General features: G+C 51.9%; 25 protein-coding genes and 4 pseudogenes. 14 read left to right on the top strand and 15 right to left on the bottom strand.

What is annotated here, in order from left to right; translation table 11 throughout:
* Positions 1–135 precede the first annotated feature (135 nt).
* The 3 genes from K3T83_RS50250 to K3T83_RS50260 are packed head-to-tail and all read right to left on the bottom strand — an operon-like array spanning position 136 to position 3,235.
* The gene (locus K3T83_RS50250; RefSeq protein ID WP_220210662.1) at positions 136–960 is read right to left on the bottom strand and encodes a carbohydrate ABC transporter permease; all 825 of its coding nucleotides are present in this window, start codon (positions 958–960) and stop codon (positions 136–138) included.
* Positions 957–1,898, bottom strand: a complete 942-nt coding sequence (locus K3T83_RS50255) for a carbohydrate ABC transporter permease (protein WP_220210663.1) — start codon at positions 1,896–1,898, stop codon at positions 957–959. The genes K3T83_RS50250 and K3T83_RS50255 overlap by 4 nt, the downstream gene beginning before the upstream one ends.
* Positions 1,895–3,235, bottom strand: coding sequence for an ABC transporter substrate-binding protein (locus K3T83_RS50260; protein WP_220210664.1), 1,341 nt, complete (start codon positions 3,233–3,235; stop codon positions 1,895–1,897). Before K3T83_RS50260 ends, K3T83_RS50255 begins: the two co-directional genes overlap by 4 nt.
* A 295-nt stretch (positions 3,236–3,530) precedes the next feature.
* Here K3T83_RS50260 and K3T83_RS50265 point away from each other — a divergent pair, with 295 nt between their 5' ends.
* Genes K3T83_RS50265 through K3T83_RS50275 form a run of 3 tightly spaced genes read left to right on the top strand, consistent with a single transcriptional unit; the run spans position 3,531 to position 6,826 of the window.
* Complete coding sequence (locus K3T83_RS50265; RefSeq protein ID WP_220210665.1) at positions 3,531–4,574, top strand: LacI family DNA-binding transcriptional regulator; 1,044 nt, start codon at positions 3,531–3,533, stop codon at positions 4,572–4,574.
* A 50-nt stretch (positions 4,575–4,624) separates the two neighbouring features.
* Positions 4,625–5,563, top strand: a complete 939-nt coding sequence (locus K3T83_RS50270; protein WP_220210666.1) for a carbohydrate kinase family protein — start codon at positions 4,625–4,627, stop codon at positions 5,561–5,563.
* Positions 5,564–5,593: 30 nt separating this feature from the next.
* Entirely contained in the window at positions 5,594–6,826 is a 1,233-nt protein-coding gene (locus tag K3T83_RS50275; protein ID WP_220210667.1) for an amylo-alpha-1,6-glucosidase, read from the top strand.
* 400 nt (positions 6,827–7,226) lie between these two features.
* Here the strand turns inward: K3T83_RS50275 and K3T83_RS58710 are convergent, their stop codons facing one another.
* Positions 7,227–7,634, bottom strand: a complete 408-nt coding sequence (locus tag K3T83_RS58710) for a hypothetical protein (RefSeq protein WP_236065262.1) — start codon at positions 7,632–7,634, stop codon at positions 7,227–7,229.
* A 322-nt stretch (positions 7,635–7,956) separates the two neighbouring features.
* Between K3T83_RS58710 and K3T83_RS50285 the strand changes: the two genes are divergently transcribed.
* A complete protein-coding gene (locus K3T83_RS50285) occupies positions 7,957–8,436 on the top strand; it encodes an SgcJ/EcaC family oxidoreductase (RefSeq protein ID WP_220210668.1) in 480 nt (159 codons plus the stop codon).
* Between the two features lie 312 nt (positions 8,437–8,748).
* Positions 8,749–9,084, top strand: coding sequence for a hypothetical protein (locus tag K3T83_RS50290; protein WP_220210669.1), 336 nt, complete (start codon positions 8,749–8,751; stop codon positions 9,082–9,084).
* Between the two features lie 742 nt (positions 9,085–9,826).
* On the opposite strand, the gene K3T83_RS50295 is transcribed toward K3T83_RS50290, so the two are convergent.
* Together K3T83_RS50295 and K3T83_RS50300 are read right to left on the bottom strand one after the other, a co-directional pair.
* Complete coding sequence (locus K3T83_RS50295; RefSeq protein WP_220210670.1) at positions 9,827–10,399, bottom strand: hypothetical protein; 573 nt, start codon at positions 10,397–10,399, stop codon at positions 9,827–9,829.
* A 4-nt stretch (positions 10,400–10,403) separates the two neighbouring features.
* Positions 10,404–11,597, bottom strand: coding sequence for a hypothetical protein (locus K3T83_RS50300; protein WP_220210671.1), 1,194 nt, complete (start codon positions 11,595–11,597; stop codon positions 10,404–10,406).
* Between the two features lie 367 nt (positions 11,598–11,964).
* Here K3T83_RS50300 and K3T83_RS50305 point away from each other — a divergent pair, with 367 nt between their 5' ends.
* Both K3T83_RS50305 and K3T83_RS50310 read left to right on the top strand, forming a co-directional pair.
* Positions 11,965–13,254 (top strand): sensor histidine kinase, encoded by a 1,290-nt coding sequence (locus tag K3T83_RS50305; protein WP_220210672.1) that lies wholly within the window; start codon positions 11,965–11,967, stop codon positions 13,252–13,254.
* Positions 13,238–13,945, top strand: coding sequence for a response regulator transcription factor (locus tag K3T83_RS50310; protein WP_220210673.1), 708 nt, complete (start codon positions 13,238–13,240; stop codon positions 13,943–13,945). The genes K3T83_RS50305 and K3T83_RS50310 overlap by 17 nt, the downstream gene beginning before the upstream one ends.
* Before the next feature lie 147 nt (positions 13,946–14,092).
* On the opposite strand, the gene K3T83_RS50315 is transcribed toward K3T83_RS50310, so the two are convergent.
* From K3T83_RS50315 to K3T83_RS50325, 3 genes and pseudogenes are all read right to left on the bottom strand, one after another.
* The gene (locus K3T83_RS50315; RefSeq protein WP_220207339.1) at positions 14,093–15,721 is read right to left on the bottom strand and encodes an ISL3 family transposase; all 1,629 of its coding nucleotides are present in this window, start codon (positions 15,719–15,721) and stop codon (positions 14,093–14,095) included.
* Positions 15,722–15,934: 213 nt separating this feature from the next.
* Positions 15,935–16,156 (bottom strand): annotated as a pseudogene (locus tag K3T83_RS58715) (ISL3 family transposase); the annotation flags it as partial.
* A 246-nt stretch (positions 16,157–16,402) separates the two neighbouring features.
* The gene (locus K3T83_RS50325) at positions 16,403–19,186 is read right to left on the bottom strand and encodes a tetratricopeptide repeat protein (RefSeq protein ID WP_220210675.1); all 2,784 of its coding nucleotides are present in this window, start codon (positions 19,184–19,186) and stop codon (positions 16,403–16,405) included.
* A 194-nt stretch (positions 19,187–19,380) separates the two neighbouring features.
* Here K3T83_RS50325 and K3T83_RS50330 point away from each other — a divergent pair.
* A pseudogene (locus K3T83_RS50330) lies at positions 19,381–20,458 on the top strand (IS3 family transposase).
* A gap of 112 nt (positions 20,459–20,570) precedes the next feature.
* On the opposite strand, the gene K3T83_RS50335 reads toward K3T83_RS50330, so the two are convergent.
* Complete coding sequence (locus K3T83_RS50335) at positions 20,571–20,738, bottom strand: pentapeptide repeat-containing protein (protein WP_220210676.1); 168 nt, start codon at positions 20,736–20,738, stop codon at positions 20,571–20,573.
* Between the two features lie 8 nt (positions 20,739–20,746).
* On the opposite strand from K3T83_RS50335, the pseudogene K3T83_RS58350 reads away from it, so the two are divergent.
* Both K3T83_RS58350 and K3T83_RS58355 read left to right on the top strand, forming a co-directional pair.
* Positions 20,747–20,977: pseudogene (locus K3T83_RS58350) on the top strand (DDE-type integrase/transposase/recombinase); the annotation flags it as partial.
* Between the two features lie 74 nt (positions 20,978–21,051).
* Entirely contained in the window at positions 21,052–21,144 is a 93-nt protein-coding gene (locus K3T83_RS58355) for an integrase (RefSeq protein ID WP_373324720.1), read from the top strand.
* 66 nt (positions 21,145–21,210) lie between these two features.
* On the opposite strand, the gene K3T83_RS50345 is transcribed toward K3T83_RS58355, so the two are convergent.
* Positions 21,211–21,387, bottom strand: a complete 177-nt coding sequence (locus tag K3T83_RS50345; RefSeq protein ID WP_236065264.1) for a hypothetical protein — start codon at positions 21,385–21,387, stop codon at positions 21,211–21,213.
* A gap of 8 nt (positions 21,388–21,395) precedes the next feature.
* Here K3T83_RS50345 and K3T83_RS56835 point away from each other — a divergent pair, with 8 nt between their 5' ends.
* From K3T83_RS56835 to K3T83_RS50355, 3 genes are all read left to right on the top strand, one after another.
* Positions 21,396–21,953 carry a helix-turn-helix domain-containing protein gene (locus K3T83_RS56835; protein ID WP_236065265.1) on the top strand — a complete coding sequence of 186 codons (558 nt, stop codon included), beginning with the start codon at positions 21,396–21,398 and terminating at the stop codon, positions 21,951–21,953.
* A gap of 7 nt (positions 21,954–21,960) precedes the next feature.
* A complete protein-coding gene (locus K3T83_RS56840) occupies positions 21,961–22,305 on the top strand; it encodes a transposase (RefSeq protein WP_236065266.1) in 345 nt (114 codons plus the stop codon).
* Positions 22,306–22,371: 66 nt separating this feature from the next.
* Positions 22,372–22,884 (top strand): DUF6398 domain-containing protein, encoded by a 513-nt coding sequence (locus tag K3T83_RS50355; protein ID WP_220210678.1) that lies wholly within the window; start codon positions 22,372–22,374, stop codon positions 22,882–22,884.
* A gap of 249 nt (positions 22,885–23,133) precedes the next feature.
* On the opposite strand, the gene K3T83_RS50360 is transcribed toward K3T83_RS50355, so the two are convergent.
* The 4 genes and pseudogenes from K3T83_RS50360 to K3T83_RS58360 form a co-directional block, all read right to left on the bottom strand.
* The gene (locus tag K3T83_RS50360) at positions 23,134–23,583 is read right to left on the bottom strand and encodes a hypothetical protein (protein WP_236065267.1); all 450 of its coding nucleotides are present in this window, start codon (positions 23,581–23,583) and stop codon (positions 23,134–23,136) included.
* Between the two features lie 58 nt (positions 23,584–23,641).
* A complete protein-coding gene (locus tag K3T83_RS50365; RefSeq protein ID WP_220210679.1) occupies positions 23,642–24,184 on the bottom strand; it encodes a hypothetical protein in 543 nt (180 codons plus the stop codon).
* A gap of 75 nt (positions 24,185–24,259) precedes the next feature.
* Positions 24,260–24,781 (bottom strand): hypothetical protein, encoded by a 522-nt coding sequence (locus K3T83_RS50370; RefSeq protein ID WP_220210680.1) that lies wholly within the window; start codon positions 24,779–24,781, stop codon positions 24,260–24,262.
* 567 nt (positions 24,782–25,348) lie between these two features.
* Positions 25,349–25,435 (bottom strand): annotated as a pseudogene (locus tag K3T83_RS58360) (recombinase family protein); the annotation flags it as partial.
* Positions 25,436–25,676: 241 nt separating this feature from the next.
* Here K3T83_RS58360 and K3T83_RS50375 point away from each other — a divergent pair.
* Positions 25,677–25,952, top strand: a complete 276-nt coding sequence (locus K3T83_RS50375; RefSeq protein WP_220210681.1) for a hypothetical protein — start codon at positions 25,677–25,679, stop codon at positions 25,950–25,952.
* Positions 25,953–25,958 lie beyond the last annotated feature (6 nt).

The raw sequence follows: 25,958 nt of genomic DNA on the forward strand, positions 1-25,958 counted from the left end.
GAACAAGAGAGACGCGTCAGGATTGAGAACAATGCACAAGGCAGAGATCCCTGTTTCCTGTGGTGGGCTGATGATCGGACCCTGGAAGTCTCAGATAGATGCGGCGACCAGCGTCCGATGCTCGAAGTCGACGTGTCAGCCCTTGACACTGCCTTGTAGGAGCGCCTTCACGAATTGGCGCTGGAAGATGATGAACACCAGGATCGTTGGGGCCATGATGAGTAGTGATCCCGCGCAAAGTAACACGATGTCCGTGCCGTATTGACCCTGGAAAGCGCCCAACGCCCCAGCCATCGTGCGCTTGCTCGGGTCGTCAACCAGCACAATAGCCAGGAGGAACTGGTTCCACGTCCACAGGAACAGGAGTACTGCCAGTGCCGAGAGAGCCGGGATCGCTAGCGGTATCTGGATTCTCAGAAAGGCCGTCCAGGAATTGGCACCATCAATGCTGGCAGCTTCGGTGATATCTGCCGGGACTGACAGGAAATGAGTTCGCATCCAGAAGACGCTGAAAGGCATGAAGAGACCAATGAGAGGCAGAATAAGTGCCCAACGCGTGTTGAGCAGGCCCAGGTCACTCATTTGATAGTACAGCGGGATGATGAGGGACTCGAAGGGAATCGTCAGACCAAGCAGCAACAGCAAGAACACGACCTGGCCGCCTCGCACACGCAGCACGCCGAGGCCGTAGCCTGCCATGGTGGCGATCAGCAGCGATACTGGCACCACTCCGAGAATGATGAGTATGCTTGACCAGAGGAGGGTCGCCAGGTTCGCGACGTTGAAGGCATCGATGAAGTTGTGCCATTGGGGGGCCGTCGGCCAGGAGATGCCTGTCGGGATCGTCCCTGCGGGTTGTAGGGCCGTCGAGAGCATGCTAACGAGCGGCATGAGAGTGAAGAGCATGAGGGTGATCAAGACCATCTGACCAATGATGGTGTTGCGGCCGGTCTTACTCATGAGTCATTTCCTTTCATGACGCGCTGGATGATGAACACACACACCACGACCAGGATCATGAGTACTATAGCCATCGCCGAGGCAAGCCCGACCTTCCTCTCATTGAAGGCAAGCCGATAGATCAGCACCCCTGGCACCATTGTCACCCTCCCCGGCCCACCATAGGTACTGATGTAGATGATGTCGAAGCTTGAGAGCGCTGCGATCATTGAGACGGTGACGCAGACACCAATCTCACCGATCACGCCTGGCACTGTGATGGCCCAAAACTCTTGAATGGGGCCTGCGCCGTCAATTCGCGCTGCCTCATACAAGGATGGGTCGATCTTGCTCATGCCTGTCAGCAGTAACACGGTGCAGAAGCCGAGCAGCACCCATGCACCGATGATGCCGACCGCTGGCAACGCCGTCCCGAAGTCGGCAAGCCAGGGGCGCGTGAGGCCACCAAGACCAACGGCTGACAACAGTTGGTTCACGATGCCCGTCTCCGAGTACGCCCATTTCCAGGCGATACCAGCAGCGACCAGAGGGACTACTTGCGGAAGGAACAAGATCGTGCGTGCAGCAGTGCCGAACTTGCCCTCTGAGAAGGTATGGATGAGAGCTGCTGCAACGAGGCCCAGGCCGACCGGGATGACAGTGAAGAAGAAGACAAGCTCAAACGAGTGGACGATGGGGAGGAGCAATTCGCTGTCGGTGAGGACACTCCAGTAGTTACCGAAGCCGACCCACCTCCCGGTGCCAATACCGTTCCAGTCGTACAGCGAATACTCGACACTCGTGAAGAGCGGCCAGAGGACGAAGAGCGCGTACATGACCAGAGCGGGCAGCACATAGAGCCACCCGGCCCATCGACCCCGCGCCGCCGTGTAGCGGCGGCGCGGGGATTGGACAGAGGGTTCCACCGTCAGGTTAAGCGATGGTTCCGAGCCAATCATTGTTGAAGCTCCTTCTGATAGGATTGCTGGATGCTTTGCACGAATCCTTCTGGCGTTTCTTTCCCCGCCACCAGGAGCTGCAATTCTGGCCTGAAGGCGTTGGCATAGATGCCAGGAGTCGCATTGGCGAGAAAGTCAATGGCAACACCAGACGCGGCGAGCTGGCTGGTTGCTGCGAGCGTTTGGGAGAGGACCGTTCCAGCCTGGATGGGAGGAAGAGGCAGGTTGGGGGGACCACCAGGCGACGCGCCAGTCGTCTCGATGATGAGCTTGCGAGCGGTCTTGTCAGTGTGAACCCAGTTCAGAAAGTAGACCATCTCGGCAGCATGTTTGGCCTTCGCTGGGATTACATATGTACCAGGTGCGCTCATCGCGACAACACGGCCACCAGCCTTTTGTGGAGGGAAGAGGAAGAACCCAACATTGCCCGGCATCGCCTTGTCAAGATTGGCCGACTCCCAATCCCCATTGAACATGAACAGACCTTCGCCCTTTTCAAACCGTCCCATCATGGTCGTGTAGTCGAGGCTATTCGCGTCCTTCGGAAAATATCCATTCTTGCCCCACCGCGCGATATACCCGGCTGCCTTCACGGCGCCAGGGGTGTTGATCGTAGCACTGGGCTTGTTGTAAATCCAGTTTGCAAGCCTGGTCGGGTCCTCGAACTGATTGGCGAGCGCCTGATATGGGAAGTTGATACCGCCGATGTCGTTGAACTGCATGATAGGGAGCAAGCCCGCTGCCTTCGCTTTCACCAGGAGCGCCTCAAATTCGTCGATTGTCTTAGGAGGAGAGGTCATCCCGATTTGGGCTGCGAGCTTCTTATTGTAAAATACACCGGTAATGTTGTACCCGATCCCCAGCCCATACAGCGAGCCGTGCCCGCGAATGCCGTCAGTACCGACACGCATCTGATCCAGCAGCGACTGAGACCACTTGTCCCAACCATAAGCCTTGTAGTAGGGGTCCAGGTTCAATAGCAACCCTTGCTTTGCTGGACCCACAATTTGCGGCAAACGTACGAGATCAGGAGGGGTAGGACCAGCCATCTGGCGTGGCCCGTTCTCGGTAATCACCTGGAACTGATCCTCACGAATGTTGAAGGTCACATTTGGGTGCTGGCGTGTAAACTCGTCAGCGAGCCTTTTTGGGAGAGGAAAGCCAGTCTCGATATACATGTTGAGGGTCACCGACCCTGTGGGAAGGGTGGTATTGACTGACCCTGTCGAGGCTGTCTGTGCAGCTTGAGTTGCTCCCGGTCCGCTAGGACCGGAGCAAGCCGTCAGTAGTCCGATCATCACTACCGCCGCGATCATGGCGAAATAGCGCCTGAACATAAATAAAAGACCTCCATCTCCTTTGGGAGTAATTGTCAACTTCGTTGCAACGCGAAGTTGTTCAACATTGAATTTGGAAACGTTTCCGCAATTAGTTTTAACAGTACCATAAAAAACAGCATTTGTAAATAGGAGTATCCTCATATATCGCTCATGATGTCAATCGCCCTATTCACGCTCGTTTCATGCGTGAGCACAGGGATAATCAGGCTTGATATGGACTTTACAGAATCGTTCTCGTATGATATGCTCCAGATAGATGAGGCAATCTGAAAAAGGAAACGTTTCAATTTTTATGAGTGATCAGAATCGAGGGAAGATCCCTACTATCCATGATGTAGCACGTATCGCTGGCGTCGGCATTGGAACCGTTTCGCGTGTCATTAATCATAGTACAGGCGTGAAGCCAGCGACTCGTCAACGTGTCCAGGCTGCCATTGAAGAACTGCGCTACAGTCCGAATCTTATTGCACGCAGTATGATTTCCAGGAATACAGGGGCGATTGGCATCATTGTGCCATTCTTCACGCGTCCTTTTTTCATCGAAGTGCTTCAGGGTGCAGTTGCGGCAATTACCCATATGGGGAGGGAACTCGTTCTCTATAACGTTGAAACCAACGATCAGCGCGACAGGTACTTTCGCGACTTGCCCGGACAGCGCAAAGTGGATGGGCTGCTGGTGATCTCCTTATCTCCTGACGATGTGGCCGCCTCTGCTTTCAGGCAGGCAGGTATGCCTGTGGTGCTGGTTGATGCGTATCATCCGCTGCTCACCTCGCTGGTGGTTGACAACATCGAAGGGGCGTACCAGGCCGTCAAATGTTTGATTGCGCATGGTCATCGCCGCATCGGTTTTATTAACGGGGTTACGGAAGGGAACTTCCGTTTTAATCAGGCGAATGATCGGCTCATTGGACTGCATCGTGCTATCGGCGAGGCGGGCCTGCTCTTTGAGCCAGAACTCGTTCTCACTGCCCCGTGGGATCGCCAGGGAGGGAAACAGGCGGCTTTGCAATTGTTGGCGCGTGCAGATCGCCCGACCGCCATCTTTGCGGCCAGTGATGTTCAGGCGATTGGAGTGCTGGAAGCGGCCAGATCACTCCATCTCTCGGTGCCTGCTGATCTTTCCTTGATTGGCTACGACGATATTGAAATGGCGGAAGTGCTGGAACTGAGTACCGTCCAGCAGCCGATGAAGCGCATGGGTGAACTGGGCGTGCAAAAATTGCTGGCTTGCATTGGAGGTACTGCCGATGGTGAGTTCTTGCCCGAACTGATTCGCTTGCAACCGTCTCTGATGATGCGCCACACAGTCATTCATACAGCACCCAATGTGTGAGAGGGGGCTCTCTCCAGAACAGCGTGCGAGAAAAGGGAAAGAGGAAGAATGTGAAACATATCGATGTGCTTGCTATCGGAGAAGCGTTGATCGACTTTATCTCCGACGGTCAGCAGGCTTCTCTCGTAGGGGCGCAGCATTTTACCATGTATCCTGGTGGTGCGGTGACCAATGTGGCGATCAATGTGGCTCGTCTGGGTGGGTCCGCAGCCCTGGCTGCGTGTGTTGGCGAGGATGCTTCTGGCGCATTCCTTCGTCAGCAGTTGCAACAGGCTGGTGTCATGACAGAACATCTGCACACGACACTTGATGCTTCGACCACGCTGGCGGTAGTCGCACGCAACGATGCCACCCCAGATTTTGCTATCTATCGCGGCGCGGATATTGGCCTGACTCCCTCTCACCTGCCTCTCTCGCTCATATCGGCAATTTCTCTGGTGCATACGTCTGCCTTTGCCCTTTCGCGTGAGCCGCTGTGTTCGACCGTCCTGGAATTTGTGGCGCAGGCTCACGCAGCTGGTTGCATGATCACCTTTGATCCCAACTATCATCCACGGATCTGGGGGGTGCCCGTTGAGCCTGAAAAGATTGTTGCCCGACTTTGTCCGTTTGTTACGGTGGTCAAGCCTTCCCTGGATGACTGCATTCGCCTCTTTGGAGCAGGCCAGGCACCTGAAGTGTATGCTACACGCTTCCTGGATTGGGGAGCCGAGAAGGTAGTGCTGACGATGGGTGCGGACGGGGTTTTGCTGGTCACGCCTGAAAGTACGAGCTATTTCCCTGCCCAGAGGATTGAGGTCGTGGATGTGACGGGGGCGGGCGATTCTTTCTGGGCTGGCTTGTTGATGGCGCTTCTGGATGGATATAACATTGGAGATGCCATCAGGACCGCACAGGCCGTGGCGGCACTGAAGTTGCAGCAGACCGGTCCCCTTTCTCATGCAATCGACCGTCTGGCGCTCTATAGGCAGCTTGACCTCAGAAAGTAGGAATGCTGCCTATCTTCAGGAAGGATCGCTATGTTCATTGAGCAGACAACGAATGAAATACGTGAGGCATATGCCCATGCTCTCGACTTGTTGCGAACTTGCAGTTCTCCGGCAGGCTTTCTCGCTTCGCCGAGCAACGTTGACAATTATGCCCGCATCTGGGCACGTGATGGGGTTATTACTGGCCTTGCTGCCCTGTCCAGTGGAGAACAGGATTTGATAAGGACGTTCCGACAGACACTTGAGATGCTAGCATGCTATCAAGGTTCGCATGGTGAAATCCCCAGCAATGTCAGTATTGATGGCCGGAAAGTGAGCTATGGACATCTGGTTGGTCGTGTCGATGCTGTACTCTGGTATGTAATTGGTGTGTGCTCCTATATACGCGCGACTCACGATACCCATTTTCAAGAGACCATGCGGAGCAGTGTCGAGCAGGCGTTATTCCTGGCAGGCTGCTGGGAGTACAATACACGGGGTTTGATCTACACGCCGCTCTCTGGCAACTGGGCCGATGAATACGTGCAGCACGGGTATGTTCTCGCTGACCAGGCGCTTTATGTGCTGGCCTTACAAAACGCTGGTGACGTGTTCGCGCAATCGGCATGGAGTGAAAAAGCCACGCTCCTGCGGGAACTGCTTGCGCTCAACTACTGGCCACGCACTGCTCATAAGAACGATCCACGCATCTATCATCCACATGCTTATCGTGCTCAGGCCAGCCAGGACGGACCTGTCTACTGGCTTCCCACATTCTCTCCGAGTGGTTACACGACAACATTTGACGGCCTGGCGCATGCGCTCACCTTGCTAGCCGAGATCGGTTCTCATGAACAGCGCGAGCGGGCTGAGGAGTACGTTGAGCAACTGGAACGCGAAACAGGGAGTGCATTGTTGTCTGCATTCTGGCCAGTCATTCAACCGACTGACCCTGCCTGGAAAGCATTGCAGGCAAATCATCTCTATGGCCCGCTCAAAAATCAACCCTATACCTACCACAATGGCGGACTGTGGCCGGTACTCACCGGACTGTATGCTGTGGGGCTGACACGGTATGGACATCTGCAACGTGCCTGGCATCTTCTGGAAGCGCTGGCTATGGCGAATGCTCAAGGGCGTGATGGCAGCACCTGGGAGTTCGCCGAATATCATCACGGCCAGACTCATGAGCCAATGGGAACACGGCATACCGCCTGGAGTGCTGCTGCCACCATTCTTGCTCATCAGGCATTGTCCGGCAGGCAACGTTTTGGTCCCGCATGAGCTCCGTCGAGAGCGTGATGGCAGCCTGCGGATCGTCTATTTCACCAGCAGACGCGACTGCCGTCTATGTCCGTTGCGTGAGCAGTGTCAATGGAACGGGAGGACCACAGCCAAACCGTGCTAAGTGAGCATCCTGCTTCACCCCCTGCCGATAGCCTCTGCTCCGCTCCTCTGGCACCGACGAAACCTTTAGACGTGTGTGACCCCGTGCCCCGTCAGTGCGTCAAGGGGGGCACAAGGTGGTCGCGGCCCCATCCGTCCTAATGGTTGAGGGTTGCACCTGTTTGATGCAAGAGGCGGGCAGAATAGTGCGTGCGCCCTCATCGACTCCGTGTCTACCAATGAGCACCACATGGTCATCGGGAATAGAGCGAAAACCTGAAAGCGTGGCTGTGAGAGCTTACCAGCAGCGACCAGTAAGGGTACTCAGCCCCATCGCATTGAGCAAATCACCAGTAAACGTTTCAGGGATATTGCAATCCCCGTGTCCATCGAACACACCTCTTGCTTGCCTTCTCCTGATATTGGCCGTGTTCATACAAGTAGCTTCCTGTCTTGCTGAGCAATTGCGCCTCTTCAAAACATTACACGAGAGCCACAGGGAGCGTAAAGGTGAAGCTGGCTCCCTTTCCCACCTGACTTTCCACTGCGACGCGCCCACCATGAGCGTGAACCAGTTGCTCAACAATCGCCAGACCCAGACCGGTTCTGAGGTGGTCGTGACTACAGCAGTAATCGTCGTCTCGGAGGCATCAAGGAGCTTTAAATGCAAGCAGGTGGGGTCGGGAAGCAAGGTGGGCTTTGCCATCGCGCGTTGGTATCCTTCCTTCTCTTCTTCAGGTACGAAAGGATACTAGCACCTGATTGAAAGGACAAAAACGCCGCGATATGGCCAATTTTTAAGGAAGAACGGATGTTCTTCATCAACTTTGCGGGAGAGCCAGCATCATCGGGCGGGGTTTGGCGTGATTCCTTGCAATTTGTGGGAATCAGTGGCAAAAATGGATCTGGCTCACTTTTAGTGAATCAGCTCGCTTGTTCAGGGTGAGTATCCCTTGAACACTCTCGGCTCGTGTAGAATGAAAGAGGCAAAAGTCGAATGCAAGCACGATGAGAGTGAAAGGAGTACCATGTCGAACTCAGCGTCCGATGACAACAACCGGCCGACCCTAGTCAGAGTCGAAGCACAGTCCGATGCCGACACGGCGATAGCTGTGTTCGTCAGCGAACTTCAACAGGGATGGGACCAACGAGACGCCGCCATCAGCAATCGCCACTTCGCGGCTGACGTGGCCTGGGGCAGCCCCTACGGCGCCACTGTCCACGGCTATGACCAACTGCACGCGATTCATACCCGGCTCAAGCAGCAGGACACCGGCGGAGCCGCCTCCCGCTACGAGATCGTTCGCGCCTTCGCTGTGTCCGATGACGTCATCATGGCTCACGTCGCCCGCTACGCCCTCAATCCCGAAGGCCAGCCAATCGAGTCCAGCTCCGAGACCACGGACGCATTCTCAGAAATGGCGCTCTACGTCTTGGTTCGCCGTGACGGGGCATGGTGGCTCGCCGCAGGCCAGAACACGCCGATCAGACCAGGCGGAGCCGTCTAATCCGATGGCAAGCATGAAGGGGAAGATACTAGTTCCTGCATGGTGAGGTCATGTGACCTCCAGCATGCTCTCAACCATTTCCGTGATAAGTTTGAGTATAAATTACATCATTGCGTGTCGTAGTTTCATGATGGTTCTATATCGTAATGAAATGTTGCTCCATTGGCTTGTTGCAAACCTTGAAGTGATATAAATGAACATCTGTTTTACGACGCGCAATTGTCCAAAAACATGGGACAGATAATTCTAAAATTTACACTTCTACTGAGTGGTGTATTGTGATATCGTTAGTATTCCGAAAGGAGCCTGACAATGATTGTAGTCGTTTTCAAGCACCGGCCCAAAGCGGGTGTTAGCTTGCAAGAAGACGAACAGTTTATGAAAGAACTGTATCTTCCCGCGAAACACATTCCTGGCTTTCTTTCTGTGAGCGGGTATACCGCAGAGAATGGGGACAGGGTCCATATTGAGTACTTTACCACCCCGGAAGCGGTTGAACAATGGCAAAACTTCCCTGAACATGTTCGCATGATACAGGTGGGTCGCGAGCGCTTTTATGAGTCGTATACGGCCCAAGTTTGCACCCTCGTAAGTCAAATCGACTATCCTGGTGATTCCTCAGAAGTTGGTAAATTGGCTGAAACCTGAGCCAGATTTGAGGGGAAACGTGGATCAAACAAGATTATGAAAAAAGCGTTGACACATGGATGTACGTGTGCCAACGCGAGAACGATGCTCTGATTTTCTGCTGTCCCTGGTCATTACATTCCGTTCAGGCGAGTCAGTACAAGAATGAAATTCTCTATCTGTCTCTCTTGAAGGTAGAAGTAAGAGAAGCCGTACTTCTCACGTTGCTCCTCCAGATATTCTACCACCTGCTCTATTAGTCATTGGGAGCGATTCTATCGGTATCTCTCCCTGGATAAGAGGCGAGGCCGCGACAGGGCTACCGGTCAATTCGATGCCAAAAAGAGTCTTTGTTTGAACCAATTGCGCACCGTTTTTGTGGAGGCGAGTGCAGGGAAAGCTTGAAGTGCTCTCTCAGCCTGGTGCTCGAATGGACACATGACGAGTGCTGCGAATCGCTTCTGGAGCCATGCGTTCAGGCAACCCATGCTCGATTCCCAACATTCGCGCCGATTTCCCATAGATATTGCGTTCAGCCCTTCGCAAGCTTGCTGACCATCTCTTGAGCGGTCAGGATAGCTGAGGCATATGACGGGAGATTCATTGGTTGTGTTGCAAAAAATATGACGAAAACAAATTGAGATGAGTAAGGTTGTCTCAATCCTTCTCAGGTGGCTACACCAAACAGTGTGACAATCAAGGCAATTTGGCCAACGATATCTCCTTTTTGCAACACTACCATCAAAAGTGGATAACAGCCATTTTATCTGAGAAACGTCACAGCCCCAGGTGTTGTCATCTGTGCATTACGTTTTCGCACTATCTGGGCACCCCAGAAAATGAGTAAGCCATACAGAGGCAACAGGCCAATATTCCAGGCCAACCATGCGGGGATGACTGATGGGGACGCCGCCACGATAGGAATATCCGCCTGTCCCTGACCGGAAGGACCAGTCACGGCAATATGCATCGTCCAATCTCCACGTGTGACAAACGTGATACTGCCAGGCGTACCGTAGGGAGTGCTCTGCTGATCATTGATGTCGCTCTGGGTTAAAGAGCCTAAAACACCAGAGCCAGGAGTGGCTGTGACGGTATAATGAAGCTTCCCCTGAGCACTCGTAGATGCGATCGCGAAAGGTATCACATCACCTGCATTAATTGGATCAGCATAAAAAGCCACTTTAAGCGGATATACCCCTGCCTTTGTATCGACAAAGCGAACGGGCGCGCCATGAATAGTTGCCGCTAATACGATGCGATAGAAGGCCACGCCTGTAGCAAAGAGAGCGCCAATCGCGAACAAAAGAAGGAAAACCTGTGTTGCTTTGCGCATAGTCCTATCTCCTCAAGGTCTCGACTGATCCACTGACGATGCTACCCAACCAGCTTCCCAGCAAACCACCCGGGATGGCGATGATAAGAGCCAGCAGGAAAGGGAGTATGCTCTGATGGCCACCACTACCACTACTGCTGCCAGCAGACGCTGCAGCTGCACTCGCCAGCTCAAGTAGTTTCAAGCCTGCCACAATCGCCGTACTTACTGCCGCTGCAATAGCGACCCCCCAATTGCGCGCTGCTGCCCACCAGCGCCCTCTTTTGCTCAAGAAGACGATACCATCGATGCTCAAACCGCTGAGCAACAGCCAGGGAGTTTGCGCCAACAGCGGAACAACTGTGGAACGCAGGAATGTAGAGCCTGGCAGGTAGACTTGATGTTCTGCTTGCATTAACGCTATGATCATCGGCGGCACAAAGACACTGACGAGAGTATATGCTAGAAGAAGAGCTATAATGACCAGGGTTGCGGTGCCAGGCCAGGGTACAAGCCGTACAGCGATTGTGCAGGTGAAGGCGACACAGACACACAGCAGGATGGGAAAAAGACTGATCCCGGCAATATTCACGCTGATCGATGGAATGATGTAGGTGGCAAGCCTGGAGAGCAGAAAGGCCGATGCCAGAATCGCACCCGCATACCCCAGGTACACCAACCAATTTCGGTTCAATTTCTGTGCGAGATGCACCGCTGAAATCAGTACGTATATAAGGCCGATGAGGGCGATGAAACCGCCCACATAGAGCATTGTATGGAAGGGTGCCCATATTGAAACGTCTATCCCATAAAGCGCGTGCCAATAGGTATCAAGTGGAAACGCGACGGCGGAACAGACGGCTGCAAAGCCAACCAGGTAAGTGCCAAGAGAACTATGAAAGATGCCAAGAAAATCTGTACTGTTTTCCTGAAGTTCACGATTGTGTTGGGCCCACCACGTCTCAACCAGGATGCTCGCCAGGGCCACGAGGCCATTTAAGGCGATAGAAATCAAGATCATGTCATGGGGAGGCGTAAAGGTGCGATCGCGACCAACGACCGCATGCCACTGGATATCCCAATCGCCCCCCAGCAGGCCAACCAACGAAACGATGAGTAAGGCATAACCAGTAATCATACGAAGCGCTACAAGATGAACCGGTGTTTTTGCCCTCTGGCCCATCAACGATTGTGAGTGTATGTGTATGCTCTCTGCCATAAAAGGCTCCTTTATTATCTTGCGCGATTTTTCAATTCCAACCCATCTCAGGGAACAAAAAAAGTATAACTTCAAATGGAGAAGAGTTGAGAGTGCGTAACGGACTATTTTTTGAGGAAACAAACCAGGATCAGCCTATCGATCGATACCTATCGATCGATAGGCAAAACATGCCGAACCACCTCTTGCTTACCTAATCTTTTTCATCTATGATATTTTTGAGAATGCTAAGGAAAACCTCTTCTTTCCCCATCTTCGCGAGAGAACAGGCAAGGAACATAGGTAACCGTCGGCAGAGACGAGAAAAGAAAACATGATGTATATAAAGAGAGACCTGCAGATCAGAAGAGAAGATGGTGCTTCTGTATTGCGTGAATTTTTTGCAGTTGCTTATCTCAATGGAAGTGCCACTTTTGTCTATCTTATCGGGCTCATCTTCGGGCTCTATGTACTTATCCGCTATGCAGATTGGTGGCGTATACCTTTTTTTATGGCAATGATTCTGCTCTTATTCCTGCTTGATTATCTAGAATATCGGCGTTATGGGGACAAACCACCAGCCTCTGCAGCTGTACTGATTCTGTGTCTGCGTTTTCTTTGCACTACCGTTGCTGCCCTACTTCCACCTGGTTATATGATCGTATTGTATCTCTCATTCCCCTATCGTTCAACGCTTTATTTTGGGCCGAAAGCTGGTTATGCTGTCGCTACACTGATCATCCTCGTCTCTATAGGCTTCCTCTTATTTGATCTGCATGTCAGTCATAGGATAATAATAACTGATGGAGATACCTACTTCATTGGCCTCTGTATCTGGGTCGTCTTAAAGGCTCAGAGTTTTAGACGTGAGCGAGAGGCTCAGCAACGTGAATATCAAAGCCGCATCCGTGCCGAAGAATTATTAGAGGAAGTAAGACATTCGCATCATCAATTATCTATCTACACAGAACAGATAGCGACGCTCGCCACGATAGAGGAGCGCAATCGTGTGGCACGTGAAATTCATGATGGCCTGGGACACTCACTTACAGCTATCCATCTCCAATTAGAAAAGGCACTTACCTATTACTCTGCCGATTCTCAGGTAGCATTACAATCTGTCCGGGATGCCCGTGATGTTGCACGGGAAGCGCTACAGGAAGTGCGACGTTCCGTTAGAGCCTTGCGCACAGAAGAGCAGCCCTTTTCCTGCACGCATGAGATAGAACAGTTAGGAGCACAATTACGTCAGCACGGCCTGACCGTTGACTTTGTTGCTACAGGGAGAGAAGAGGTTTTTTCCAGACGAGTACTCACGACCCTTTATAGGATCGCGCAGGAAGCCTGCACTAACATTCAGCGCCATGCTCGGGCCAACAATGTGCAGATCTCGCTCGACTTTGGCAGCCAGAGCGCACTCTTACAGGTAAGCGACGATGGCATCGGTTTTGATACTTCCCGGCTAGAGTGGGAAGGCGGAAACAAGCAAAGTTATGGCATACTGGGAATGCAAGAACGTCTGCGGCTGGTTAATGGTGTCTTGCAGATTGAGAGCATTCCTGGTCAGGGAACTCAGTTGACTGCAACGATAAGCAAACAAGGAAAAGATGACCTGGAGGTGAAGAGACCCCTCATCACTGAAAGAAGGGAGGGTGGAACCGATGGAACAGGGAAATGATGGTAACGGCCAAACGCCAATCCGTGTGCTTGTGGTGGACGACCAACGCCTGGTGCGCGACGGGATTGTATCTTTATTGCATGTTCAGAAGGAACTGGAGGTCGTAGGCACGGCAGCCGATGGACAGGAAGCGGTGGAACAGGCCTTTGCACTAAAGCCAGATGTGGTCCTGATGGATGTACGTATGCCTATTATGAATGGAGTAGACGCTACTGCAGAAATCCTTCGTCAGCAACCAACGTGCTGCATCCTGATGTTAACTACCTTTGACGATGATGCTTACGTGAGAGATGCTTTGCGTTCAGGGGCTCGTGGATATTTACTCAAAGACATGCCAGCCTCAGATCTGACGACTGCTATCCTTGCAGCATCAAAGGGCGTTTATCAACTGGATGCATCTGTGATCGAGCGATTCATTGCTCCCGACGCGAGACCACAGAAGATCGAACCAGTGCAGAAAATTGAAACAGTCGAAGGACCATCCGAAACGGTTGCAGAGGCTAAGTTGACCAGGCGTGAACAAGAGATCTTGCATCTCATTGCGACAGGAGCAACAAATCGTGAAGTGGCCGAGCATCTGATTATCAGCGAAGGGACGGTCAAGAACTATCTGGCGCGCCTGTTCAATCGTCTTGGATTACGCGACCGCACCCAGGCGGTTATCTATGCTCGTGAGCATGGTTTGCTTTAATACCAATAGTATGGAGTATACCAAATGGAGGGCGCTTTTTCCTTGTATATCTGTATCAGTGCTCATGCTTCGCGCTGATTGCTCACTCGTCGCCCTAAAACCTGCTCACTAGTCGGTTCTTACACACTCTCGGTGAAGCCAGTTCGGTCAGAGAGCATGAAGAACTCTCTGGCGCAGCAACTTGAAACTGGCGCGGCCGTATCCCATCCTTTTGAGAAGCTTCAGCTTGTTCACATGACCCTCAACTAATCCATTGTTTTGGGGAAGGGTCAATCCTGCGAGTACGGCTGCTTTGTCCCGCTCAACACTCTTGACAAACCCTTGCAGTTCACGGACCTGGCTCCCTCTCGCGCTCTCAAGCCAAGCATCAAGCTGTTCTCCTCCAGTCCGCATGTGTAGCATCAGGGCAAACTGCCGAACAAAGTTGTAGGCCAGTTCGATCTCTAGATCAAGCTGTTTGAGGGTGATGAGTGTTTGTTGCTCATCGGTCGAAAGGGCTTCAGGCTGACGAAGGAAGAGGAAAGCTGCAGATCTGGAGGAGAGAGGAGCCGCAGAAAGGTTGCATGGTATTGTCGCGTTCTTCGTTCCTCCGGGAAGCAGGCGAAACACCTGATCATAGACTGACTGATATGACCCCTTGTAGCCACGCTCCAGCAATTCCCGATACACCTGCATGATGTTATGGCAACCCGCTTCCCAGCGTTCGCGTAGAAAGGAAAGGTAAGCATCAACACCAGTCTTGCGCAAAGGCGGTTGTCGTTCAGGAAACGTATCACACCTCAACCAGCGTGAGACGGTGGAGTGAGCGATCCCTATCCGATTGGCAATAGCCGTCTGCGAGAAGCCTTGTTTGCGTAAAGCCACGACTTGCTCGTATTGAGCCAAGCGCTCTTCTCGCTTTGCCTGGCTCAGCTCGGCTGCCTTTGGATGAGATCGATGATATCTCGGCGGCTGTTTCCCTTGCACATCAGAGAGAGGGGTAGCCGAGGATGTTTCTGCTTGGCCTCTGCGATGAGCAGCGAGGTGGCGGGCCAGAAGGCCCTCCAGAGCCTCGCCAAGGTTTTTGAGAACGTGAAACCTGTCTGCACACTGGATAGCTTGAGGAGCAGCAGTCTTGGCTGCTGATGCATAGTCCCCTCCTCGATCTCGACTTATCAGCTCAATTTCTGAGTGGGCTGCTATCCAGGCAGCAGCAGTTTCTGCTGACCGATCAGGCAAAATATCGATGACCTTGTGACTTTGCATATCGACAAGAATCGTACCCCATTTCCGTCCACGTTTCCAAGCGAAGTCGTCTATCCCAAGCTCTTGCACTGGCTCAACTGGCTCAAATGGCAATGCCATGATGCGGCGAAGAACCGTCATCCAGGAGGTCTTGATCCCTATCCGCTCAGCTAGACGCGCTCCAAGCATGCCACCAGTAGCAAGGCCGAGAGCTTGAACCACCTGAAACAGACGAGTCGTGACTCGTGCCAGCGGTTCCGCAAAAGGAGCCAAACGCTCGGCGAAGATTTTGCGCACACAGGTGTTGACATCACAAAAGCATTTGCGCACCAGAACCTGCAAACACACGCGCATTCCACCAGAGGGCAGATCCGTGATTCGGCGGAAGTAATGGCTATGGAACCGTTGTGCTGGTGTACCGCAGAGGGGACAGCAGGGGTATTTCCGCGTGCAATGAGCGGTAAGGGTGAAGATCTCATCATTCATCTCGATCTCTGTAATCTCCAGTTCCTCTGGCAAGGCAAGCGGTGTGAGCACTTCTCTCTTCTTCATACGATCCTTCTACAGTCTCTTTATTTATGTAGAACGATCTATTCGTGTGACAGGCGCAAATAAGCTTCACCGAGAGTGTGTAAGAACCACTAGTCGGATCTTACACACTCCCGGTGAAGCTCGCTTACCCTCCAATACGGTCTGATGTTGCATGGCAAAATCTTCTTCCCTTCTAGAAAGCATGAAGAAGGCGCTGGCGGAGCAGAGAGATCCCTGCTCGTATTTCGCAAGCCGCTCCTCCCGCTTCGCCTGACTCAGCTCAGCGGCCTTCCGATGAAGTCTGGGTAGCTGTTTCGCTTGCGCTTCAGCGAGAGGAGGGACCAGGGACTTCTCGGCCTGACCTCTGCGATGAGCAGCCAGGTGGCGGGCCAGCAGCCCCTCCAGAGCCTCTCCAAGATTCTTGAGCACGTGAAACCTGTCCGCACACTGCGCTGCCAGTAGTGTTGCAAAAAAATAAGCTCATCAGAATAAGTGATACTCGAAAATCTTATACGGACAAAACTAGCAGAAAGAGTACTCTTTTTCTCTGATAAAACGCATTTTTACCACAATTACCAGCATCTTTCTGAAGAACTTAATTTTTTTGCAACACTACCGGACCAAGTGCGTACGAGAAAATCAGAAATTCTTTGAAAGACCTTTATGCAACAAATTTATCTCATAGACACTTCAGAATTTGCCTCATGATTGTGGCTCTGAGCCGAGCAAGCGTAATGTTTCTTTATAGTGTTCCTCCGTCGTTTTTGTGTCAGTATGCCCAGGCATTAGTTTTTCCTGGCGAATAGCCAGAGCTTGCTCAAAAAGAGGCAATGCTTCTTTGTAGCGTCCCTGGCTTTTATAGACCATTGCCAGATTGTGCATACTCGTTGCTGTGCTCGGATGCTTCTCGCCCTTTGCTTTACTGTGTATGCGAATAGTCAGAGATCTTTGGAAGAACTCTTCTGCCTGTTGATAGCGTTCCTGCACAAGAGAGACGATTCCCAAGTCATCCAGGAGCACTGCCACATCAGTATGGTCTGCTCCTAAGACCTTGATTTGTATAGCAAGTGCTTGCTGATAAAGAGGCTCTGCGCGTGCATAGTCCTGGCGATCTTTATAAAAACGGGCTAAGCCATACAGACTGATCGCTGTGTGTTGATGTTCTGTGCCGAGCATTCTGAGACGTGCATCCAATATAGATTGATAGCCGGATTCTGAGTCGGTTCCATGTGTATGGTGAAGGTAGAGCAAGCATTCTAGCGTATCGAGCGTATCAAGATGGTCTGGCCCCAAATGACGTTGCTGGATCACTAATGCCTGTTGATAGAGAGGTTCTGCTCGTTTATAATCACCTTGGACATGGTACAGGTTTCCTAATTGCTGTAAACTTTCCGCTGTCAGGAGTGTTTCTCCCAGCTGCTTTTCACGGATCGCTAAGGCGCGCAGGTAGAACGACTCTGCTGTTTCATAGTCTGCTCGCACATAATAGAGTCTGGCAAGATCATTGAAGCTCTCGGCGGTATCAAGATGATCTGGTCCTGCAACGTCTTTTCGGAGAGAAAAAGCTTCAAGCAACAATGCTTCTGGGTCTTCCGGTCCGCGCAAGGCATGATACAAATTCCCAAGTTTATTGAGGATCGTTGCAGTTAAGAGCGGTTTTGTCTCCCGCATGGTTTCTGCAATCGTTCGTGCCAGAGAGTACAGGCTTTCTGCTTCCAGGTAGCGGGCGCGTTTATACAGATAGAAACCAATCGTGTGAAGCAATTGAGCGGCTTCATATGTCCAGATGGTATGCCCTCGAATAGACGAGATACACAACTGCGCATGAGGCAAGTAGCGCATGCACTGATCCCATGTTTCATACCTTCCATTGGGAAAAACAGCAGCAACCACGCGGACTGCGCGACCTTCCCACATGCGCTCCACATGTTTCGTCATGGCATCTCGTATGACAGCCTGGACGAGGCGATGGACATCGAGCGTCTGAGTAACAGGATTGCGGGAGATTAGCGAGTATTTTTGCAGTTCCGCAATCGCGGCATTCAACTTGAGCGGGGAGCGAGCAAGCTTTTGAAGTGAACTGGGAAGTTCAGATGCACCCTCCGTAATGAACGCTTCAGGAATGTCGTCAGAAGCAAGAAAGGCGCAGAGGCGTAGAAGGTCAGCAGCCGCCGGGTTGGCTTTGGCAATGCGTTGAAAGGCCAGTTGCCAGGTCGTGGCAACCGGAGCGGGATGGTCGTCTTCCTGTTCACCGCGTTCTTTGAGTAGTTGCTTGCGTTCTTTGCGGTACAGGTTCAGGTAGCCCTGAAAACCGCAAGAGGTTCTCTCAATATAGGCTCCAGCTTGATCGAGAGCCAGCGGTAAACCGTCGAGTTCGCGGACAATGTCGCGAGCGGCTTCGCGTTCCTGGGGATCGAGTGTTTCGGGTGCATGAGGGTCTTCGAGGGTTCCGCTCCTCCGGAAGAGAAAGTCTATCCCTATCTCCTCTGAGAATTTTTTGACTTCAAAGCGTTTGGCGAACTTGCCGAGAGCACCAACCTGGGTAGTAAGCAGAACGCTGCCAGCAAAGTCAGGAGGGAGGAAATCTTGGAGGATACTGACATCGTTGACATTATCCAGGATCAGCAACCAATGGGAATGAGTTTTCAGCCAGGTTTTGACGGCCGTGATGATTTGTGGTTGTTCTACCAGATTCTTTTCAGGAAGATTCAAGAGCATGGCGAGTTCGTTGTAGGAGGCATTGAGCGTTTCAATGGTATCTGCACGGACCCAGAGGACGGCCTGATACTGGTGGCTGTGCTCATACGCATATTCGATGGCAAGCTGTGTCTTGCCCATGCCACCCAGCCCGGTGATGGCAAGCATGGTACTCGTCTTGGCAGTTTTATTCTGTTGCAACTGGGTTTGCAATTGAGCCAGTTCGGTATCACGTCCTCTGAAGAGATGGTTTCGCGCAAAAGGAATATTCCGGATCGGAAGCTTTGACGCACGAGGAGTGCTGGCTGTAAGGTTTGGCAGTTCTTCAACAATAACCCGGCGAATGCCAGCGGCAACATCGGTGAGTGCGGCATCTTTATACTGCCAGGATGCGATGGGTTTCGCGTCAGTGGGGAGAGCTTGTAGATGTGCAAATGGGGCATCTGTGTAGTCCGCTGAACGCACGAGAATAGGAAGAACGCGTGCTTCTCCTGCCGCCTCACGTTCCAAAGCGCGTTTCATTTCGATCCCATAACAGTAGTCGGAAGCGAAGAAATCGGCACTCACGAGCAGCAAAATAAGGGAGGCTGTTTCTAGATGCGCATCAACATCCTTTGCCCAATCTGTTCCAAGAGGAAGAAGTCGATTATACCAGAAAGAAATGAGTCCATGCCGCTGGAGCAAACTCAAATGTTTTTCCAGCTTCCGGAGCCATATTTCGTCCTCGTGGGCATACGAACAGAATACGCTTACAGATTCCCGAGCGCCCTCTGTAGGCTGTTCAAGCATAGATATCCCTTCTCTACACGTTTCTCCATCTCTGCTCCATGTTCTACATGAAACGCATTCTTCTATCTTTTAAACGAAGGAGAGAAGCATTTTGGAAGCGTAAGAGACTGCTTGTTTATAATGGGGGTGGAAAACTGGACAGGTCAATGAGATAAAATAGCAGAAGGGAGAGCGCATTCACAAGGAAGAAATCCGTGGCAAGTTCACCAAAAAAGTATAGCAGTGCTTTTAAAGCCAAAGTGGCATTAGAAGCGATCAAAGGGCAAAAACACTCAATGAGATACCTTCAGAGTATGGAGTGCATACCACACAGATAACGCAATGGAAGAAGCAAGTCCTTGATGAACTGCCACAGATCTTCGCCCAGCCAGGATCGGAACGGGGAAAGAATGAGGAAGCCCTCATCGCCAATTTATATCAAGAGATCGGTCAGCTCAAAGTGGAGTTGGATTTTCTCAAAAAAATCAGGGCCGTACCGTTGAACAGAAGCGTCTTCTGATCGAGCCGAAGTATCCGCAGTTATCGATTGTCCGTCAATGTGAGCTGTTGGGATTAGCTCGGTCCAGTTACTATTATGAACCCGTACCTGAGAGCGAGGAAGACCTCTTGCTAATGTGTTTCAACAATACACGCGTATTCCCTGCAGAGCAAGGATATGCGGTGAATCGCAAACGCGTGAGGCGGCTGATGCAACGCATGGGGCTGGAGACGATCTATCCAAAACCACGGGTGAGCCAACCAAGCGAACCGAGCGTGCGGTATCCGTACCTGTTACGAGGAACGAGCATCACCAGCCGCGATCACGTGTAGAGCAGTGATATTACCTACATCCGCCTGAGGCAAGGGTTTGTGTATCTCGTAGCGATTATTGATTGGTTCAGCCGATTTGTCCTGGCTTGGGAACTGTCAACCACGCTAGATACATGCTTCTGCTTGGACGCACTTGAGCGAGCACTACGGGCTGGCCAGCTTCAGATTTTCAATACAGATCAGGGGGTTCAGTTTACGAGTCAAGAGTTTACCACTCGTCTTCTGCGCTCACACATTCGCATCAGTTGAGATGGGCGAGGGCGAGCCTTAGACAATGTGTTTGTAGAGCGTTTATGGCGTAGCGTGAAGTATGAGGAAGTCTATCTCAAAGATTATCAAACAGTTTCAGATGCAAGAAATGGACTTGCTCAGCACTTCCAGCTTTACAACTATGAGCGATATCACCAGTCATTGGACTACAAAACACCTTTTGCAGTGTATCGTTCTGAGCATTTGTTTTGACTTTTCCATACTGCTGAGTTTACTCTCAAAATTGGCCTTTTTCTGTCTAGACAAACGGTACCACCATACTGCGCTACACAGGCATCGCGGTTTTTGGCTTGTTCCTTCTGGTTCAATGGATCGGATACCTCTTGATAAAGAGATCCATTTTGGAGCCATGTCCCTGAAAGAGAGGCAATGTTGGCAGTTGATCGAGAGCGAGATCTGCTCCGGTGAAATCGGCTTCAGTAAGCACCGCATTGCCGAGATTGGCTTTGGTGAGGTCTGCATTTCTGAGCACTGCCTCATTTCTTCCTCAGCCCGACAAGAGATGCGCAAGCCGCGAAACACTTCTTGTTCAAAACGCTTGTAGCCTCTCATTGCAGTGGGCCGCGTGTCATCAACGTCGACAAAAACGCCGCTTACCCCAAAGCGTTCAACGAGCTGAAAGCGGAAGGATGTCTCCCCGAAAGCTGTGAGTTGAGGCAAGTCAAATACCTGAATAACTTGATGGAACAAGATCATCGTTTCATCAAACGATTGACGAGCCTGCAATGGGCTTTTTCTCCTTCGAGGCCGCCAGACGAACATTATAGGGATAGGAGATGATGAACATGATGCGAAAAGGACAACTGCAAGGGGCGGAAAAAGGGGATGTGAGATGGCAGGTCGCGCAGGTCGCCAGGCTGTTCGGCGTAGCAGTCTAAGCTTGAGAGAACCACTCACGCCCCATTTCTTTTTCTCCAATTTTTGTAACACAACCCTCTGAACCGTCAAGGCGTCTGCTGGGGAAAACTGTAGCCACCGCCTACACGCCGCAGCAAAATGCGCGTGGTGGCCTCTTCCAGCAAACGTGGAGCGTGCCAAGGAAACGTGCGGGAACGGGCGAGCAGCAGACGAATGATGTAGTGGCGTAGGACCGACAGACCGCCGCTGACGATCCACACCAACTGCGAAAATGGCAGTCCCTGAAAAAGTCGCACAAGAGCGGCAGGCACGTCATCGCCAACAAGTAAAACTTCATAAGCAGATCTGGAAGCTGTATCGGCAAGGCTACCATAAAGAGCAGATTGCCCAGCTTGTCGGCGTCAGTTCGAGCACAGTCTGTCGTACTCTCGAACGAGAAACGCCTCCACCTCCGCGACGACGATCTCGTTCTTCTTCCATCGTTGATCCCTACCTTTCCTACTTGGCTTTGCGATGGAATCAGGGGTGCCACAACGTTGCCCGGTTGTACGAGGAAATTGTTGCACAAGGATATACGGGGACGCAGCGCACGCTTCAGATGCGGCTTCACCCCTTTCGTCGGCAAGTCGCGCGCCCTGTCTCCAAGCAGACAGTCATCTGGGACAAACCTCCTTCCTCCAGAGGCGTTGCGCTTATGATGGTGAGGCCAGCACAAAGCCGTACAAGAGAGCAAGTAGCCTATCTAGATCAGCTCATCCAGAGCAACGAGACCATCGCAGTCGTGTTCAAGCTCGCGCAGGACTTTGGCAGGCACCTCACGAAAACATGAGGGGCCGATGCATCTGGAGCAATGGAAAACTGCTGTCCAAGCCAGTGGGATCGCGGAACTGATCACTTTTGTTGATGGACTAGCCGACGATGCGGGGGCAGTTACCAACGGATGTAGCCTGGCATGGAGCAACGGAGTGGTCGAAGGTTTTGGAAATCTAGTAAAATGGATCAAGCGCAGTTCCTACGGGCAAGCCGGATTTGCGCTACTGCAACGCCGTGTTCTGCTTCACCCAACAGCAGGGGAATCATTGCGTAAAGAACAGCGTAAACGCTCCTCTCAGGTGGCGGTTTCTGCTACTCGTGAAACACGTGGCACTGGGTCAACATCGGCAGCCGCCGCAGTTGCATAGTCGGTGCTTGACGGATGATCATCTCTCGCGGTGATGCGCTACAATGAAGACGCGAAGGAGGAAGATATGGCCAAACGGAGTACATCACAACAGGTTCCAAAAGAGATGCAGAAGCGCTTCGAGGAGATCACCCTGCTCACAGATACCTTCAGTCAGACCTACTTAAATGACGAGTATCTCCAACTCTGCCGTGAGCTGGCGGCGACCTTGTGCCGGAAACGTCCTTCACCACTGGCACGGGGGAAGGCTCCCACCTGGGCATGCGGGATGATTCATGCGTTGGGCATGGTCAACTTTCTCTTTGATTCTTCACAAACCCCTCATATTGCAGCAAGCCAGATCTGGGAGTATTTCGATCTCAGTTCGAGCACGATGCAGGCGAAATCCAAACAGATCCGCGACCTCTTGGGCATGTATCCCATGGACCCGGACTGGTCGATCCCCTCCATGGTTGACAAGAACCCTTTGATCTGGATGCTTGAGGTGAATGGGCTCATCATTGATGTGCGCCAAGCACCCAGGGAGATCCAGGAGGCAGCATTCCACAAAGGGTTGATTCCCTCCATCCCCGATGCCTGATCAGTAGCTTTCCGAAGTCAGGTAGGCACACCGAATGTGTCCAACAATCATTATTTCTGAGAAAGGCGAAATGTTATTTGAGAAATGTCACCAGCGGCAAGCCGATTGCGCAGATAGCTCATGAGTTAGGCACTAGGGGCAGTTCATAAACCAATGCTCCTCGCTCAACTTTCTTTTTTGAGGAGAAGCATACCAGAAATGTAACCACTTTGCCACGACATTGTTTGAGTTCTGACAGAACCGATCGGATCAGGCTGTTTGCCGTTGGACGCTAGCCGCTGTTGCATATTTATTGGCAAATGCGCGAGGACTACAATAGATATTGCGTCTGATAAATGGCTCTGGCGCTTCTTGTTTGAGCCGCTCTTGGATGTGAGATTTTGTCGCTCCTAACCCCGTAAACCAGCCTTCTGACAAGATATAGGTCGGATCGTAAATCCACTGTGGGCAAGGAAGAGCATCTGTTTGGCACAGGAACTCGACACTGGCCGCACAAAATGCTGCCCAGCGGCGGAGTTCTAGTGTCACCTCGACTGGTTCCTGAATGGGATCATGCACCAACTCCGCGCGCCGATCCGCTGCATATGCATGCCAATAGTTGAGAAAGTCCCCTAGAGCTGTCCAGGGTCTCTCGCCTTGCACTATCAGCTGGTAGGTCATTTGCATCGTCTGTAGGTCAGCCCACATGGTCTCTATCACCCGCCTTTCTGCTCCCTTTATTATATCATAGCGTGAGAAGAAGGACGATCTCGTTCTTCTAAAACAATGCGTCGAGCGTGGCAGTCAGATTACACTCCAGTTGCCAGCTCCGATCTGCATAGCGATCAACAAGTGCCTGAGCCTGTTCACGAGTCTGGATGCTGAGTTTCTGGCAGAGTGCCAGGATGTCGTCCTCATCTCGATCACGGCCAGCAAGCAACTTGAGCGCCAAAATAAAATCGGCCTGGGGAACATACACTTGGAGATTCGGATAGTTCTGCCATAAAATGAGAGAGTTGGGATCAAGATCCGGGGAGAAGGCGGCCACCACGTCGTTCATCCAATCACGTTTAATCCTATGTGCTTTTGCTACCGCGTGCACCGCCGCTCGGAAGGCTCGTGTCTCCTGGTTTGGATGCGTCGTGTCAGGAAAGTCCAGTGGCATGATGTCTATGTCTTTTGTCGAGGATCGGTTCCTTAAAAAAAACACCATATAGACACCGCCCACAACCACCAGGCGCACTGGCTTTCTGATGCCGCGCTTCTTCCCTAACTCATCATCTAACGTCCGAAGATAGGTCTCAATTTCATTCCCATCCATCTTTTCATGCTTCCTTTCTTATGCCATGTTTTTTATTGCCCCTTATAGAAACGAGCGAACCCGTTAGGGAAGTTCTCATCTCAGAAGTGAGGGGCGATTTAATCGGAAAGAGGGAAGAGCCGATGGAAGTGCACCATTGATGACCGCTGTTGCCAGTAATTGCCCTAGATGCATTCCAAAGGGCATACCATGGCCAGAAAACCCGCCAACAAAGAGAACGCCTGACTTCAGAGACATTTGCTGGATACGCACGTGCGCCGTAGCGTACCGAGGCTTGGACCAGTCCATGAACGAGCCGAACGGAATGCACAAGTCCTTGTTCTGGCAGGAAACGACCACCGATAACGTGTTCCACGATCCTTTTGCATGGCGCTCGCGCAAGATCGCCGTCAGTTTCTGCCGGTATCGCTCCGGCCACACCATCCGCCGCCAGCCAATACACCACAGATCCGGCGTATAGACTCCGATTTCAATCATGGTCGTATTGATGAGCGCGCGACAAAAAGTGTGATGCTCAGGCAGGCCAGGGGCCAGCAAGAAAGAAAAAGGCAGGATGAGTTCCTTGTTGAGTGAAATCTCGAAGAACAGTTCCAGCATGGTTCCTTCTGGATAGATGTTCTATCTCAAAAGAATGCTTCCATATGTCCTGCCGTGGATCGACCCGTGAAAGGATAGCTTTCCGGTGATCGATTTGTAAGGCGAACACAGCCAACACATATTGATCGACTTCCGGGCGGGCATGATCCAATTCCTTTCTGGGGAGCCATATACATCGTGGCACCAAGTGTATCCTGCTCGGAAAACGAGCGAGTTAGGGCACCACCGCAATACCCAAATTGCTGAGAAGAATCTGATTAGCAGATCCTAATAACATATTCTCTAGTATAACCTAAACATTCTACCACCATATTTTCTAAGAAGGTAAAAGGGTTAGGAACTGTAATATATCTCCATTATCGCACAGTTATTGAAATCCATCGGTTGCGTCGTCACTGTCTGCCTGGACCAGAAAAACTGGAGCGACTCGTCAGCAAGCTTTTTGGGGAGATTGAGGACCCAGGACCGAGATACGTGCAAAAATAGGACATAAGGCTTGTCAATGCGGTCTTGAAGGCGAGACGAGGCCAGCAGGAGCCAGTGAAATAGCCTCCATCAGTTCCTTGATTCTCTCACCAATGAGTCACGTTCAAACTCGGCCAATGCCCCTATCACATGGAAAATACGCTTTCCGCTAGAGATGGTTGTGTCAATCTAGGCTACGCGGCGCAAGCTGGCACAATCCACACCATGCTCTTTCAGGAAAAGGCGGCTGGTGTTTTGCTCTTTCCTCCAACTACATTGTTGGCTGAGAAGGGCTTGTGCCAGGACATGGTGTCCCAGAGAAGGATGCCAGCCTGGGACATTTCTTCTTAGGAGAATCAGGACACCGGTCCCATCACAAACACTTCTTCAACAGCTATGCTTGTGAGAGAGGACAGAAAGAGTTGCATTCATGAAGCAGGATGTTAGCGAGATGAGCATGGCCTCTCTTCTTGAGCTGTTGCAGCGTCCGAGCACACAGGGCGACCTGCCGGCCTGGACCGCGTTCCAACTGGGCCTGGAAGAGACCACAAGAATGGGGCGATGTCCGCAAGACGGCTCGTCTGCGGCGCATCATCTTCAAGCAACTCACAAAGGGACGCATCCAGGTATTGGCGCGAAGCGGTGGATCATCTCCCGTTGTTACTTCGGTTCCGCTGTGACGCGAGAAGCTTCCATACACAACTAGACAAGG

The sequence above is a fragment of the Reticulibacter mediterranei genome (genome assembly GCF_016587455.1).

Coding starts and splice junctions, on each gene's coding strand:
- K3T83_RS50260 (WP_220210664.1), bottom strand. CDS start 3,235: ATGTTCAGGCGCTATTTCGCCATGATCGCGGCGGTAGTGATGATCGGA.
- K3T83_RS50365 (WP_220210679.1), bottom strand. CDS start 24,184: ATGGATGGGAATGAAATTGAGACCTATCTTCGGACGTTAGATGATGAG.
- K3T83_RS50290 (WP_220210669.1), top strand. CDS start 8,749: ATGATTGTAGTCGTTTTCAAGCACCGGCCCAAAGCGGGTGTTAGCTTG.
- K3T83_RS50315 (WP_220207339.1), bottom strand. CDS start 15,721: ATGAAGAAGAGAGAAGTGCTCACACCGCTTGCCTTGCCAGAGGAACTG.
- K3T83_RS58355 (WP_373324720.1), top strand. CDS start 21,052: ATGATGCGAAAAGGACAACTGCAAGGGGCGGAAAAAGGGGATGTGAGA.
- K3T83_RS58710 (WP_236065262.1), bottom strand. CDS start 7,634: ATGGCAAAGCCCACCTTGCTTCCCGACCCCACCTGCTTGCATTTAAAG.
- K3T83_RS50250 (WP_220210662.1), bottom strand. CDS start 960: ATGAGTAAGACCGGCCGCAACACCATCATTGGTCAGATGGTCTTGATC.
- K3T83_RS50325 (WP_220210675.1), bottom strand. CDS start 19,186: ATGCTTGAACAGCCTACAGAGGGCGCTCGGGAATCTGTAAGCGTATTC.
- K3T83_RS50285 (WP_220210668.1), top strand. CDS start 7,957: ATGTCGAACTCAGCGTCCGATGACAACAACCGGCCGACCCTAGTCAGA.
- K3T83_RS50310 (WP_220210673.1), top strand. CDS start 13,238: ATGGAACAGGGAAATGATGGTAACGGCCAAACGCCAATCCGTGTGCTT.
- K3T83_RS50355 (WP_220210678.1), top strand. CDS start 22,372: ATGGCCAAACGGAGTACATCACAACAGGTTCCAAAAGAGATGCAGAAG.
- K3T83_RS50265 (WP_220210665.1), top strand. CDS start 3,531: ATGAGTGATCAGAATCGAGGGAAGATCCCTACTATCCATGATGTAGCA.
- K3T83_RS50375 (WP_220210681.1), top strand. CDS start 25,677: ATGAAGCAGGATGTTAGCGAGATGAGCATGGCCTCTCTTCTTGAGCTG.
- K3T83_RS50370 (WP_220210680.1), bottom strand. CDS start 24,781: ATGCTGGAACTGTTCTTCGAGATTTCACTCAACAAGGAACTCATCCTG.
- K3T83_RS50300 (WP_220210671.1), bottom strand. CDS start 11,597: ATGGCAGAGAGCATACACATACACTCACAATCGTTGATGGGCCAGAGG.
- K3T83_RS50275 (WP_220210667.1), top strand. CDS start 5,594: ATGTTCATTGAGCAGACAACGAATGAAATACGTGAGGCATATGCCCAT.
- K3T83_RS56840 (WP_236065266.1), top strand. CDS start 21,961: ATGCATCTGGAGCAATGGAAAACTGCTGTCCAAGCCAGTGGGATCGCG.
- K3T83_RS56835 (WP_236065265.1), top strand. CDS start 21,396: ATGGCAGTCCCTGAAAAAGTCGCACAAGAGCGGCAGGCACGTCATCGC.
- K3T83_RS50295 (WP_220210670.1), bottom strand. CDS start 10,399: ATGCGCAAAGCAACACAGGTTTTCCTTCTTTTGTTCGCGATTGGCGCT.
- K3T83_RS50255 (WP_220210663.1), bottom strand. CDS start 1,898: ATGATTGGCTCGGAACCATCGCTTAACCTGACGGTGGAACCCTCTGTC.